This window comes from Pseudacidovorax intermedius (assembly GCF_001476815.1).
GTDB classification, from domain to species: Bacteria; Pseudomonadota; Gammaproteobacteria; order Burkholderiales; family Burkholderiaceae_C; genus Xenophilus; species Xenophilus intermedius_A.
Genome location: NZ_LDSL01000169.1, coordinates 1 through 12,217, shown reverse-complemented (window position 1 = coordinate 12,217; position 12,217 = coordinate 1). Strand labels below are relative to the sequence as shown.

Genomic DNA, 12,217 nt, shown 5'->3' with positions numbered 1-12,217 from the left:
GTCCTTCAGTTCGAATCGGGGAATTGGCGCGACAGCAGCACGCCGGCGAAGCGCAGCAGAGCGTCCAGCTCGTGCCGGATGACGGCGACCACGATGGCGACGTCGAGGCTTTGGTATTCGTGGACGGCGATGTTACGGAAGCCGACCATGCGTGCGAGCGAATCGGCCAGCCCGGCGTCGATCACATCCTCTTGTCGCAGCGTCGCGAAAACATCGCGCGCACTGCCCGGTAGGGCCCAGCCCTGGGCGGCGATGACCATGTTGCCCATGTCGATCGCCAGTTCGCAGGCGCGCTGGACGTTGAGGATGGCGGCGTCCTGGCGCGAAAAATCGGTGTGGAAATTGCCGGCCAGCGCAAGTTCTTCGCGAGCACGGTGCACGCAGCGCTCCAGCCGTGCGCTCTTCTGCGCGAGGGCATCGACCAGGGCAGCCGTCATGGTCGTGCTTCTCCCGATCTTTCCTGGCTTCCCGCGCGCATGAGCCTCTGGGCCAGCTGCTTCACCATCGGCTGTCGCCAGGCCTGCATGTGCTGATACTCGCTCAGCACGAAGCCGCAGTAGCCGGCCAGCGCCACCGGGTCCAGGCTGAAGAGCAGGCGGCCGGTGGCCAGCACCTGGTGCTGCATCACGGTGGACAGGCGTCGGAAGTCCAGCAGGTCGACGTCCGCACCGAGTTGCGCGGCGAGCCGTTCGGCGGCGTCCCACTTCGTCGTCGGCGACAAGGGCGTGGGCAGGTCCACGGCGATGTCCAGGTCGCTGTCCGGCCCGAACCGTCCGGCGGCCGCGCTGCCGAACAGCCAGGCACCACGCGCCTGCGGCAGCACATGGCGCAGCGCGGCGACGATCCGGTCCTGGCTGGGCGGCAGGGTCATGCGACGAAGCTGTCTTCCAGAAAGCCGTTCTTCTTGGTGATGCGGTCGAGCTCGACCAGCGTCTCGAGCAGCGCCTTCATGTGCTTGAGCGGCACGGCGTTGGGGCCGTCGCACAGGGCCCGGTCGGGATCGGGATGCGTTTCCATGAACACGCCCGCCACGCCGACGGCGATGGCTGCGCGGGCCAGCACTGGGACGAACTCGCGGGCGCCGCCGCTGCTGGTGCCCAGGCCGCCGGGCAACTGCACGCTGTGCGTCGCGTCGAAGACCACGGGCGCCTCGGTGTCGCGCATGATGGCCAGTGAGCGCATGTCACTCACCAGGTTGTTGTAGCCGAAGCTCACGCCACGTTCGCAGGCCATGAAGGCATCGGAAGGCAGGCCTGCCTCCCGGGCCGCAGCGCGCGCCTTGGCGATGACGTTCTTCATGTCGCTGGGCGCCATGAACTGGCCCTTCTTGATGTTCACCGGTTTGCCGCTGCGAGCGACGGCCTTGATGAAATCGGTCTGCCGCGCCAGCAGCGCAGGCGTCTGCAGCACGTCGACGACGCGGGCCACCTTGGCGATTTCTTCTTCGCGGTGCACGTCCGTCAGCACCGGGACGGCCAGCTCGCGCTGGACCTTCGCGAGAATTTCCAGGCCCTTGTCCATGCCCAGGCCGCGAAATCCGGAATCGCTGGACCGGTTGGCCTTGTCGAAGCTGCTCTTGAAGATGAAGGGAATGCCGAGCGCCGAGGTGATCTCCTTCAGCTGGCCGGCCGTGTCCATCTGCAGTTGCTCGGACTCGACCACGCAGGGCCCGGCGATCAGGAAGAAGGGCTGCTGGAGCCCGACATCGAAGCCACAGAGTTTCATGCTTGCTCCTTGGCGCCGGCCGTTCAGGCCACGACCTTCAGCGCGCTCTTGTCCGAGCCCTGGTGCGACAGCGCCGCACGCACGAAGGCGTTGAAGAGCGGATGGCCGTCCCACGGCGTGGACTTGAACTCGGGGTGGAACTGCACGCCGATGTACCAGGGATGCACGTCCTGCGGCAGTTCGACGATCTCGGTCAGCTGCTCGCGCTGCGTCAGCGCCGAAATCACCAGGCCCGCCTGGCGCAACTGGTCCAGGTAGTTGACGTTGGCCTCGTAGCGGTGGCGGTGGCGCTCGGTCACCACGTCGCCGTAGATGCTGTGGGCCAGCGTACCGGGCATGACGTCGGAACTCTGCGCACCCAGGCGCATGGTGCCGCCCAGGTCGGACTTGGCGGTGCGCGTCTTGATGGTGCCGTCGGCGTCCTTCCATTCGGTGATCAGCGCGATCACCGGGACGCTGGCATTGGGATCGAACTCGGTGCTGTTGGCGCCCTTGAGGCCGGCCACGTTGCGCGCGTACTCGATGGTGGCGACCTGCATGCCCAGGCAGATGCCCAGGTAGGGAATCTTGTTTTCGCGGGCGAAGCGGGCCGCGCAGATCTTGCCTTCCACGCCGCGCTGGCCGAAGCCGCCGGGGACCAGGATGGCGTCGTACTTGCCCAGACGCGACACGTTGTCGGGCTGGATGGTCTCGGAGTCGAGGTACTCGATCTTCACGCGGGCATGGTTCTTCATGCCGGCGTGGCGCAGCGCCTCGTTGAGCGACTTGTAGCTGTCGGACAGGTCCACGTACTTGCCGACCATGGCGATGGTCACTTCCCTCTGCGGATGCTCGACCTCGTAGACCAGGTCGTCCCAGCGCTGCAGTTTGGCCGGCGGCGTGTTCAGGCGCAGCTTGTCGCAGATCAGGCCGTCCAGGCCCTGCTCGTGCAGCATGCGCGGCACCTTGTAGATGGTGTCCACGTCCCACATGCTGATCACGCCCCATTCGGGCACGTTGGAGAACAGCGAGATCTTGGCGCGTTCCTCGTCGGGAATGGGCCGGTCGGCGCGGCACAGCAGGGCGTCGGCCTGGATGCCGATCTCGCGCAGCTTCTGCGCCGTGTGTTGCGTGGGCTTGGTCTTGAGCTCGCCGGCCGCCGCGATCCAGGGCAGGTAGCTCAGGTGCACGAAGGCGCTGTTGTTGGGGCCGGCCTTCAGGCTCATCTGGCGCACGGCCTCGAGAAAGGGCAGCGACTCGATGTCGCCCACCGTGCCGCCGATCTCGACGATGGCGATCTGCACCTCGTGCGGCGTGCCGATGCCGGCGCCGCGCTTGATGTATTCCTGGATCTCGTTGGTGACGTGCGGGATCACCTGCACCGTCTTGCCCAGGTAGTCGCCGCGGCGCTCCTTCTCCAGCACCGACTTGTAGATCTGGCCGGTGGTGAAGTTGTTGGACTTGCGCATGCGCGTCGTGATGAAGCGCTCGTAGTGGCCCAGGTCCAGGTCGGTCTCGGCGCCGTCGTCGGTCACGAAGACTTCGCCATGCTGGAAGGGGGACATCGTGCCCGGATCCACGTTGATGTAGGGATCGAGCTTGATGAGGGTGACCGTGAGGCCGCGGGATTCGAGGAGGGCGGCGAGGGAGGCGGAGGCGATGCCCTTGCCCAGGGACGACACCACACCGCCGGTGACGAAGACGAATTTGGTCATTGCCGAGCGCGGGCGCGAAGGCCCGCGGAGGGGAAATTGCGATTGTACCGGGCGTCCGATGCCCCTTCGCCCGCGCCGAACCATGCCGCTGCGTGCGGCGCGGGCGCCGCGGCGCTCCCTCTACACTGCCCGGATGCAACAAGACCTGGCGGGCAAGCGCATCCTCCTGGGCCTCACCGGCGGTGTGGCCTGCTACAAGTCGGCCGAGCTGTGCCGGCTGTTCGTCAAGGCCGGTGCGACGGTGCAGGTGGTGATGACCGAGGCGGCCGCGCAGTTCATCACGCCGGTGACCATGCAGGCGCTGTCCGGCCAGCCCGTGTACCTGTCGCAATGGGACGCGCGGCAGGCCAACAACATGCCCCACATCAACCTCGGCCGCGAGGCGGATGCCATCGTGCTGGCGCCGGCCAGCGCCGACTTCGTCGCCCGGCTGGTGCAGGGCCGCGCCGACGAACTGCTGAGCCTGCTCTGCCTGGCCCGGCCCCTGCAGCGCGTGCCGCTGCTGGTCGCGCCGGCCATGAACCGCGAGATGTGGGCCCACCCGGCCACCCAGCGCAACCTGCGCCAGCTGGCCGACGACGGCGCCGAAGTGCTGGGCGTGGGCCAGGGCTGGCAGGCCTGCGGCGAGACCGGCGACGGCCGCATGCTGGAGCCCGCCGAACTGCTCGAAGAGGTCGTGGCCCACTTCCAGCCCAAGGTGCTGCAGGGCGAGCACGTGGTCGTCACCGCTGGCCCCACCTTCGAGGCCATGGACCCGATCCGCGGCATCACCAACCATTCCTCGGGCAAGATGGGTTTCGCCATCGCCCGCGCCGCGCGCGAGGCCGGCGCCCGCGTCACGCTGGTGGCCGGCCCGGTGCACCTGGCCACGCCGCGCGGCGTGCAGCGGGTGGACGTCGGCGCCGCCCAGCAGATGCTGCAGGCCGTGCAGGCGGCGGTGGCCGAGGCGTCGGTGTTCGTCGCCACCGCGGCCGTGGCCGACTGGCGGCCGGCCGATCCGCAGTTGCACAAGATCAAGAAGGACGGCAGCGGCCTGCCGCCGGTGCTGCATTTCGTCGAGAACCCCGACATCCTGCAGACCGTGGCGCAGGGCGAGCGTGCGCGAGGCCGCCGGCTGTTCTGCGTCGGTTTCGCTGCCGAGAGCGAGAACCTGCTGGAACATGCCAAGGCCAAGCGGCTGCGCAAGGGCATTCCGCTGCTGGTGGGCAACATCGGCCCGCTGACCTTCGGCCAGGACGACAACAGCCTGCTGCTGGTGGACGAGCAGGGCGCGCGGGAGTTGCCGCGCGCCTCCAAGCTCGCGCTGGCGCGGGATCTGGTGGGCGAGATCGCCGGCCGGCTGCGCCCCTGGCGCGCCTGAACCCGAACGGCCATGCACGAGACCGACTGGAACACACCGCGCAACGGCGACTTCGTGCGCTATGTGGAGCAGCTGACGGCCGATTCGCTGCAGCGTGTGCAGTCGCGTGCCCATGCGGCAGGCCCGGCTGCCCCAGACAAATCGGCCGCCCCCGCCGAGCGACCGCGTGCGGCGAGCTCCCCCGGTGCGGTCGACAAGTCGGAAAGCCAACGAACGAGTGCCACGGTGGGCTGGACCGTCGCCGGGCTGGTCGTGCTGAGCATGCTTGCGGCCGCGGGTGTGCCGGCCGGCCTGCTGGTGCTGCTGGCGGGTGCGGGCCTGTGGCTCTTCAAGCGTTTCGGCCGCACCAGCGCTGCCGGTGCGGCGGCGCGCCAGATGCTCGGCCGGCTGCAGCAGGGCCTTCAGAACGCCCAGCCCACCCTTCCTGCCGCCGGCACGGCCGCGCGGCGCCCTCCCCGAAAGAAGACCTTTCCATGAAGATCGACGTGCGCGTGCTCGACGCGCGAATGGCCGGCCAGCTGCCCGCCTATGCCACCCCGGGCAGTGCCGGCCTCGACCTGCGTGCCTGCCTCGATGCACCGCTCACGCTGGCGCCCGGCGCCTGCGAACTCATCGGCACCGGCCTGGCCATCCACCTGGCCGATCCGGGCTATGCGGCCCTGATCCTTCCGCGCTCGGGCCTGGGCCACAAGCACGGCATCGTGCTGGGCAACCTCGTGGGCCTGATCGACAGCGACTACCAGGGCGAACTCAAGGTCAGTGCCTGGAACCGCAGCAGCACCGCCTTCGTGATCGAGCCGCTGGAGCGGCTGGCTCAGCTCGTCATCGTGCCGGTGGTGCAGGCGCAATTTCATGTCGTCGACAACTTCGAGGCGACCAGCGCGCGTGGAACCGGCGGTTACGGGTCCACCGGAAAGCTGTAACTCTCTGCGCAAAGGTGTAGCGGCTGTCACCATCGGTGGCGGCGGTGAATCTTTTCGGCCCGCCGCGCCTCCAAGCAGCATGGCGGGCGCCTTGCGCGCGCGGCCGCATGGGGCGGCCGGGCATGGTGCCGTTCAGGTCCAGTGCAGGCCCGCCCATCGAGGATACGGACCATCATGATCCACAACAAAGTTAGCTTTCTGGCCGTTCCGGCTGCTCTGGCCGCCGCGGCGGTGCTGTCTGGCTGCGTGACGCCCGTGCCCGTCTACCAGACCAGCTATCCCTACCAGCCCGCACCGGCGCCGGCCTATCCGGCTGCCCCGGCGTACAACCCGGCGGCCTACGTCGAGACCGGCATCGTGGCCAACATCGAGGTGATGCGCAGCGAAACGCCGCCGGTGGCGCCGTCGGGCGGCGGTGCCGTGGTGGGCGGCCTGCTGGGCGGCGTGCTGGGCAACCAGATCGGCCACGGCACCGGCCGTGCGGCGGCCACCATGCTGGGCGTGGTGGGCGGCGCGCTCGCCGGCAATGCGGTGGAATCGCGCAACGGCGCCGCGCGCGTGTACGAGAGCTATCGCGTGTCGGTGCAGATGAGCAACGGCAGCTATCGCTCCTTCGACGTGCCGAGTCCCGGCGACCTGCGCATCGGCGACCGGGTACGCGTGGACGGCAACCAGATCTCGCGCTATTGATGGCTGATGCCTGATGCCTGAGTGCGCGCTGCCTGCGCCAGGCGTGTCCGCGCTCAGTGCAGGGCGTCGCTGCCCGGCGCCATCGGCTCGAAGCGGAAGAAGCCGGTGCCCGCGGTCCCGCGGCCGATCTCTTCTTCCGTCGCATCCCGCACGGCATTGACGGTCAGGTCCAGCCGCAGCGCGATGCCGGCCAGCGGATGGTTGCCGTCGAGCACCAGGTGGTCGGGATAGATCTCCGCCACCGTGTAGAGCACGTTCTTGGGCATGTCGGCATTGACGCCGGAGGGCAGGGCTGCGCCGTCGAAGGTCATGCCTTCTTCCACTTCCTTCGGGAACAGCGAACGCGGCTCCAGGAACAGCAGGTTCTCGTCGAAGTCGCCGAAAGCCTGTTCCGGCTCCAGGTGCAGTTGCACGCGCGCGCCGGGGCCATGGCCCTGCAGGGCGGTCTCGATGGCGTCGAAGAGGTCGTCGCCGCCCACCAGGAATTCGACGGGCTCGGTCAGCACGTCCAGGGTTTCGCCAAGGGTGTCCTTCAGGGTCCAGGTCAGGGCGACCACGCATTGGGGGGTGATTTCCATATGAGAATTCTCCCACCATGCCCCTGACCCAACGATTGCCCCTGCTCGGAGGACTGAGCGCCCAGAGCTTCATGCGCCGCCACTGGCAGAAGAAGCCGCTCCTGGTGCGCCAGGCCCTGCCGATGGCCCAGCCGCCGATGGCCCGCGCGCACCTCTTCGACCTGGCCGGGCAGGAGGGCGTGGAATCCCGCCTCGTCACCCACGACGCCCGCCAGGGCTGGCGCCTGCGCCACGGCCCCTTCGCGCGCCGCAGCCTGCCGCCGCTCGGCAAGCGGGAATGGACGCTGTTGGTGCAGGGCATGGACCTGCACGACGATGCCGTCCATGCGCTGCTGCAGCCCTTCCGCTTCCTGCCCGAAGCCCGCCTGGACGACGTGATGATCAGCTACGCCAGCGACGGCGGTGGCGTCGGTCCGCATTTCGACAGCTACGACGTGTTCCTGCTGCAGGTGAGCGGCCGCCGGCGCTGGTCCTGGGGCCGGCAGAAGGACCTGTCCCTGCGCCCCGGCCTGCCACTGAAGGTGCTGGAACATTTCGAGCCGGAGGACACCCAGGTGCTCGAACCCGGCGACATGCTCTACCTGCCGCCGCGCTATGCCCACGACGGCGTGGCTGAGGGCGGCGACTGCATGACCTGCTCCATCGGCCTGCGTGCGCCCGCACAGACCGAACTGGCGGGCGATCTGCTCTTCCGCCTGGCCGATGCGGTGGCCGACGACGAGGTCGCCGGCCGCCGATATGCCGACCCCGGCCAGCCGGCGTCGGAGAATCCCGCCGCCATTCCCGAGGCACTGCAGACCTTCGCCCGCGACGCCGTCCACAAGGCCTTGGCCCAGCCGGCACGCATCGACTGCGCCCTGGGCGAGTCGCTGACCGAGCCCAAGCCCAACGTGTGGTTCGAGCCCGGCGACTGGCCGGCGCAGGCGGCCGAGGTGCAACTGGACCGGCGCACCCGCATGCTCTACGACGCCCGGCACGTGTTCATCAACGGCGAGAGCCTGCTGGCGGGTGGCCGCGACGCGACCCTGATGCGCAGGCTGGCCGACCAGCGCAAGCTGGGCCCGCGCGAGCTCGCCCGCGCCAGCGAAGAGGCCTTGGCCCTGCTGGCCGACTGGTGCGAAGCCGGGTGGCTGCATGCCCGATGACGTGATCCCGTCCGGCAGCGGCCCTTTCGACGGGCCGTCCGCCTTCGCGGAGCGACTGCGCGAGACGCTGGCCGCCGCAGCGGCCCAGGACTGGTCCGAGATCTGGCTGAGCGACGCCGACTTCGCGGACTGGCCGCTCGGCGATCGCGCCGCCATCGACGCGCTGCAGGCCTGGGCCGGCCGCAGCCGCCGGCTGCGCCTGCTGATGCGCCACGACGCCGTGCTGCGCCGGCAGCATCCCCGCTTCGTCGCCTGGCGCCAGCGCTGGGACCACATCGTCGACGCCCGGCTGTGCGCCGACGGCGATGCGCAGCAACTGCCCAGCGCCCTCTGGACGCCGCGCTGGATCGTCGAGCGCCACGACCCCGAGCGCAGCCGCGGCAGCAGCAGCGCGCTGCCCGTGGCCGTCCAGGACCTGCGGCACCGCATCGACGACGCGTTCGCGCGGGGCCGGCCGGGCTTCGGCGCGTCCGTTCTCGGGCTCTGAGGCGACACCGGACCGCGCCTTCGCGCAGTCGAGGCACAATCCTTCACCGATTTGTGACAAAAGTTGCAAAGTGTCTATAAATGTGCGCACGAGCCCACCGCAAGTCCCGCCGACTGGCGATGATGGGGCACGTCCGCCTCAGCACACCCCGCAACCGCCGGATCGCCCATGAAAGTCTCGCCGTTCGATGAGTTGTCGCTCCCGTTGATCGGCCTGAGCCTGCTGGCGGCCGTGGTCGCGCTGCTGCTCATGATGCGGGAGCGCTGGAAGTCGGCGCGCATCTCCCGCGAACTGCAGGTCGTGTCCCGCCAGAAGAACGAGCTGGAGCGTGGCGACGCGCTCACCGGCCTGCTCAACCGCAAGGGCCTGGAGGCCGCGCTGCGCGCCATGGTGGACGACGGCGAGCACGGCGTCATCGTCGTGCTGCTCGACCACTACCGGCGCATGCGCCAGGCCTTCGGCCAGGAATTCGGCGACTTCATCGTCAAGCTGGCGGCCCAGCGCATCGTCGGTTGCCTGCCGGCCGGCGCCGTGGCGGCCCACCTGGAAGGCGGCGAGTTCGCGCTGGCCGTGCGCGGCACGCGCAGCGACCTCATGGAAACCGCGGAACTGCTGTTCCAGCAACTGGCGCTGCCGGTGCAGTCGGCCAAGGGCCAGCTGATTCTGGTCTCCTCGCTCGGCATCGCGCTGGCGCAAAGGCCGGAAGACCACCTGCGGCTGATCGAATTCGCGTCGCTGGCCGCCGAGCGGGCCGCCAATGGCCTGGAGGGCGAGGGCCGCATCTGCATCTACGACCCGCTGTTCGCCGAGGAGGCCCGCGCGCAGGCCTTCTTCCTGAACGACCTGCGCACGGCCGTCGAGAACAAGGAACTGACGCTGTTCTTCCAGCCGAAGGTCGACGCGCAGACGCTGCAGATCACCGCCGCCGAGGCGCTGCTGCGCTGGCAGCATCCGGTGCGCGGCAACATCACCCCCTCCGTCTTCGTGCCGCTGGCGGAGAGCAGCGGGCTGATGGGCGCGCTCGGCCGCTGGGTCATCGAGGAGAGCTGCCGCGTCGCCGCGCTCTGGCGCGGGATGGGCCTGCGCATGCGCGTGGCGGTAAACATCTCGGCCCTGCAGATGCAGGAGGACGACCTGGTCGATCACATCCAGCGCTGCCTGGAGCGCTATGGCCTGCAGCCCGACCGCTTCACCTGCGAGATCACCGAATCGGTGGCCATGCAGCACACCGCCAAGGCCACCGCCACCTTCGAGCGCATGCGCTCGCTGGGCCTGCACGTGTCCATCGACGACTTCGGCACCGGCTATTCCAGCCTGGCCGCGCTGCGGCGCCTGCCGGCCTCGGAACTCAAGGTGGACCGGGCCTTCGTCGCCGACCTGGAGCACAGCGAGGATGCGCGCTCCATTGCCGCGTCCATCGTCAGCCTGGGCAAGGCCCTGAACCTCAAGGTGGTGGCCGAGGGCGTGGAGACGCGCGGCCAGTGCGAGCTGCTCATGCTCATGGGCTGCGACGAGTTGCAGGGCTTCCTGTTCTCCAAGCCGATCTCGGTGGAGGACATGATGAAGCTGATCGCCGCCAAGGACACGGGCCCCGAGTCGCTGCCCTTCAGCGATTCGCTCTTCCGCACCACCAACCTGGCCAGTCTCTGAGGGCCGGCCGCCGGCGCGCCGGCGGCTTCGTTCACACCTTTTTCAGGCGTCCAGCCAGGGCGAGCCGCCCGCCGCATTGGCCGTCAGCATCTCGTGCTCGGCGGCGCCCAGCGCCTCGGCCATCGCCAGGCGCACGATCTCGGGCCGGTTGTTCTGCGCGGACAGGTGCGCCGCCACCACATGGCGCAGGCCCGGGTGGTGCACCGCGCGGGCGATCTCGGCGGCGGCGGCATTGGACAGGTGGCCGTAGTTGCCGCCGACGCGCCGCTTGAGGAAGGGCGGATAGCGGGACTGCGACAGCAGCTCGACGTCGTGGTTGAACTCCAGCACCAGCGCGTCGATGCCGGCCAGGCGCGCCATCACGTGGCTGCTGGCATGGCCCAGGTCGGTCAGCACGCCGAGCACGCGGGCGCCGTCGGTGCAGCGCAGCTGCAGCGGCTCGCGGGCGTCGTGGGGCACGGTGAAGGGCTGCAGCTGCATCTCGCCCACCTCGACGGCCTCGCCGTCGCGCGCCAGGCGCAACCGGCCGCCATAGTCGGGCGCGCCGGTGGCGAGCCAGGTGCCTTCGCTCATCCACACGTCCACCCCCTCGCGCTGCGACAGCGCATGGGCGCAGCCGATGTGGTCGCCGTGCTCGTGGGTGATGAAGACGGCGTCCAGGTCGGACGCCGTGAGCCCCTCGCGCGCCAGCCGCTGGTCGAGCTGGCGCAGGTTGAAGCCGCAGTCGATCAGCAGGCGGGAGGTGCGCGATTCGCTGCGCACCTCCACCAGCGTGCCGTTGCCGCTGCTGCCGCTGCCGAGGCTGCGAAAACGCAGCGCCACCCGCTTACTTCAGGTCGTCGGCAAGCACGCGCACGATGCGCTGCGCGTTCTCGGAACGCTCGGGCTGGCCGGCCTCATTGAGCACCGTGACCGTCGAGGCGTTGCCTTGCGACTGCACACGGATGCGGTACTTCATCGGCGCTTCGGTCTTGTTGTCGCGGCTGAAGAGCTTGCCGAACAGGCCGGGCTCCTTGCGCTCGGGGTTGGGCGTCACGTAGCGCACGTAGTAGATGCCGGCGGCGCGGTCGCGGTCTTCCACGGTGAAGCCCGTGCGGTCCAGCGACAGGCCGACGCGGCGCCAGGCACGGTCGAAACCATCGGCGACCTGCAGCACCGGCTGGCCACCGACGTTGGCGATGGTGGCCGAACGCGAGGCGGGCGCGGCGGCCACCGAGGCGGCGGCGGCGCGCGACTGCTCCTGGCTGACGCCCAGCTTGACCATCAGGCGGCGCAGGAATTCGGTCTCCAGCTCGGGGTCGACCGGGCGGGGCTGCCACACGGTCTGGTCCTGGCGCTGGTTGGTGTAGACCTCCTGCATGCCGCGGTGGCTGATGTAGATCTCGGTGCCCTTGGCCGTGCGCTCCATGCGGGTGCGGAAGCGGTCGAGTTCGCCGGTGGAATACACCGAGTCGATCAGCTTGCCCAGCACGCTGCGGATCGGGTCCTGCGGCAGCTTGGCGCGGTTCTCGGCCCAGTCGGTTTCCATGATGCCGAGGTTGCGCTGCTCGGTGGTCAGGAGGAAGCCGTTCTCCATCCAGAAGTCGCGCACCGGGTCCCACAGCTGTTCGGGCGGGCGGTCGACGACGATCCAGCGCTCGTTGCCGGCGCGCTCCATGCGCACGTCGCCGAGCTTGTCGACGGCGGTGGGGATGCCGGGCGCATTGGCGCGGCCGGCCTCATAGGCATTGGCGGACACGACGCCGCCGGGAATGGCGTAACGGTTGTCGCGCGAGAGCTGGCTCAGGTCGGGCGGGACCTCGAGGGTCGGGGCCTTGCCGGCGCTCTTGTAGTCGATCTTGTCGGACTCCAGCACGGAGCAGGCGGCCAGGCTGGCGACCAGGGCCAGCAGGGCGAAGCGCAAAGGGGTGTTCAAGTCGTCTTCCTTCGGCGAGGAGGGGAAAAGGGGGGAGGGCGGTCCGGTCG

14 protein-coding genes are annotated in these 12,217 nt (G+C 69.4%); 7 read left to right on the top strand and 7 right to left on the bottom strand.

The window, feature by feature from the left end; all coding sequences use genetic code 11:
• Positions 1-5 precede the first annotated feature (5 nt).
• From hepT to pyrG, 4 genes are read right to left on the bottom strand one after another with little or no spacing between them, the layout of a single operon-like run.
• Positions 6-437 (bottom strand): type VII toxin-antitoxin system HepT family RNase toxin, encoded by a 432-nt coding sequence (hepT, locus tag NS331_RS22225; RefSeq protein WP_058644117.1) that lies wholly within the window; start codon positions 435-437, stop codon positions 6-8.
• Positions 434-871: a type VII toxin-antitoxin system MntA family adenylyltransferase antitoxin gene (mntA, locus tag NS331_RS22220; RefSeq protein ID WP_058644116.1), complete on the bottom strand. Its 438-nt coding sequence runs from the start codon at positions 869-871 to the stop codon at positions 434-436. Before mntA ends, hepT begins: the two co-directional genes overlap by 4 nt.
• Positions 868-1,725: a 3-deoxy-8-phosphooctulonate synthase gene (gene kdsA, locus NS331_RS22215; RefSeq protein WP_058644115.1), complete on the bottom strand. Its 858-nt coding sequence runs from the start codon at positions 1,723-1,725 to the stop codon at positions 868-870. Before kdsA ends, mntA begins: the two co-directional genes overlap by 4 nt.
• Before the next feature lie 23 nt (positions 1,726-1,748).
• On the bottom strand, positions 1,749-3,419 hold the full coding sequence (gene pyrG, locus NS331_RS22210) for a CTP synthase (RefSeq protein ID WP_058644114.1): 1,671 nt from the start codon (positions 3,417-3,419) through the stop codon (positions 1,749-1,751).
• 133 nt (positions 3,420-3,552) lie between these two features.
• On the opposite strand from pyrG, the gene coaBC reads away from it, so the two are divergent.
• The 4 genes from coaBC to NS331_RS22190 all read left to right on the top strand — a co-directional run bounded on the left by coaBC (position 3,553) and on the right by NS331_RS22190 (position 6,392).
• Positions 3,553-4,779 (top strand): bifunctional phosphopantothenoylcysteine decarboxylase/phosphopantothenate--cysteine ligase CoaBC, encoded by a 1,227-nt coding sequence (gene coaBC, locus NS331_RS22205; RefSeq protein ID WP_058644113.1) that lies wholly within the window; start codon positions 3,553-3,555, stop codon positions 4,777-4,779.
• 12 nt (positions 4,780-4,791) lie between these two features.
• A complete protein-coding gene (locus tag NS331_RS26840; protein WP_058644112.1) occupies positions 4,792-5,256 on the top strand; it encodes a hypothetical protein in 465 nt (154 codons plus the stop codon).
• Complete coding sequence (dut, locus tag NS331_RS22195; RefSeq protein WP_058644111.1) at positions 5,253-5,702, top strand: dUTP diphosphatase; 450 nt, start codon at positions 5,253-5,255, stop codon at positions 5,700-5,702. The genes NS331_RS26840 and dut overlap by 4 nt, the downstream gene beginning before the upstream one ends.
• Before the next feature lie 174 nt (positions 5,703-5,876).
• Complete coding sequence (locus NS331_RS22190; RefSeq protein ID WP_058644110.1) at positions 5,877-6,392, top strand: glycine zipper 2TM domain-containing protein; 516 nt, start codon at positions 5,877-5,879, stop codon at positions 6,390-6,392.
• Between the two features lie 53 nt (positions 6,393-6,445).
• Here the strand turns inward: NS331_RS22190 and NS331_RS22185 are convergent, their stop codons facing one another.
• Positions 6,446-6,970, bottom strand: coding sequence for an FKBP-type peptidyl-prolyl cis-trans isomerase (locus NS331_RS22185; protein ID WP_058644109.1), 525 nt, complete (start codon positions 6,968-6,970; stop codon positions 6,446-6,448).
• Between the two features lie 17 nt (positions 6,971-6,987).
• Here NS331_RS22185 and NS331_RS22180 point away from each other — a divergent pair, with 17 nt between their 5' ends.
• The 3 genes from NS331_RS22180 to NS331_RS22170 all read left to right on the top strand — a co-directional run bounded on the left by NS331_RS22180 (position 6,988) and on the right by NS331_RS22170 (position 10,252).
• On the top strand, positions 6,988-8,115 hold the full coding sequence (locus NS331_RS22180) for a JmjC domain-containing protein (protein ID WP_058644108.1): 1,128 nt from the start codon (positions 6,988-6,990) through the stop codon (positions 8,113-8,115).
• On the top strand, positions 8,105-8,602 hold the full coding sequence (locus tag NS331_RS22175; protein ID WP_058644107.1) for a hypothetical protein: 498 nt from the start codon (positions 8,105-8,107) through the stop codon (positions 8,600-8,602). Before NS331_RS22180 ends, NS331_RS22175 begins: the two co-directional genes overlap by 11 nt.
• A 168-nt stretch (positions 8,603-8,770) precedes the next feature.
• Positions 8,771-10,252 carry a putative bifunctional diguanylate cyclase/phosphodiesterase gene (locus NS331_RS22170; RefSeq protein WP_082702698.1) on the top strand — a complete coding sequence of 494 codons (1,482 nt, stop codon included), beginning with the start codon at positions 8,771-8,773 and terminating at the stop codon, positions 10,250-10,252.
• Between the two features lie 42 nt (positions 10,253-10,294).
• Here the strand turns inward: NS331_RS22170 and NS331_RS22165 are convergent, their stop codons facing one another.
• Both NS331_RS22165 and bamC read right to left on the bottom strand, forming a co-directional pair.
• Positions 10,295-11,068, bottom strand: coding sequence for an MBL fold metallo-hydrolase (locus tag NS331_RS22165; RefSeq protein WP_058644131.1), 774 nt, complete (start codon positions 11,066-11,068; stop codon positions 10,295-10,297).
• Between the two features lie 10 nt (positions 11,069-11,078).
• Positions 11,079-12,167, bottom strand: coding sequence for an NlpB/DapX family lipoprotein (gene bamC, locus NS331_RS22160; RefSeq protein WP_058644105.1), 1,089 nt, complete (start codon positions 12,165-12,167; stop codon positions 11,079-11,081).
• Between the last annotated feature and the right edge of the window lie 50 nt (positions 12,168-12,217).

Bases quoted from the DNA above. Each gene is read 5' to 3' on its own strand.
- hepT (WP_058644117.1), bottom strand. From the start codon at position 437: ATGACGGCTGCCCTGGTCGATGCCCTCGCGCAGAAGAGCGCACGGCTG.
- mntA (WP_058644116.1), bottom strand. From the start codon at position 871: ATGACCCTGCCGCCCAGCCAGGACCGGATCGTCGCCGCGCTGCGCCAT.
- kdsA (WP_058644115.1), bottom strand. From the start codon at position 1,725: ATGAAACTCTGTGGCTTCGATGTCGGGCTCCAGCAGCCCTTCTTCCTG.
- pyrG (WP_058644114.1), bottom strand. From the start codon at position 3,419: ATGACCAAATTCGTCTTCGTCACCGGCGGTGTGGTGTCGTCCCTGGGC.
- coaBC (WP_058644113.1), top strand. From the start codon at position 3,553: ATGCAACAAGACCTGGCGGGCAAGCGCATCCTCCTGGGCCTCACCGGC.
- NS331_RS26840 (WP_058644112.1), top strand. From the start codon at position 4,792: ATGCACGAGACCGACTGGAACACACCGCGCAACGGCGACTTCGTGCGC.
- dut (WP_058644111.1), top strand. From the start codon at position 5,253: ATGAAGATCGACGTGCGCGTGCTCGACGCGCGAATGGCCGGCCAGCTG.
- NS331_RS22190 (WP_058644110.1), top strand. From the start codon at position 5,877: ATGATCCACAACAAAGTTAGCTTTCTGGCCGTTCCGGCTGCTCTGGCC.
- NS331_RS22185 (WP_058644109.1), bottom strand. From the start codon at position 6,970: ATGGAAATCACCCCCCAATGCGTGGTCGCCCTGACCTGGACCCTGAAG.
- NS331_RS22180 (WP_058644108.1), top strand. From the start codon at position 6,988: ATGCCCCTGACCCAACGATTGCCCCTGCTCGGAGGACTGAGCGCCCAG.
- NS331_RS22175 (WP_058644107.1), top strand. From the start codon at position 8,105: ATGCCCGATGACGTGATCCCGTCCGGCAGCGGCCCTTTCGACGGGCCG.
- NS331_RS22170 (WP_082702698.1), top strand. From the start codon at position 8,771: ATGAAAGTCTCGCCGTTCGATGAGTTGTCGCTCCCGTTGATCGGCCTG.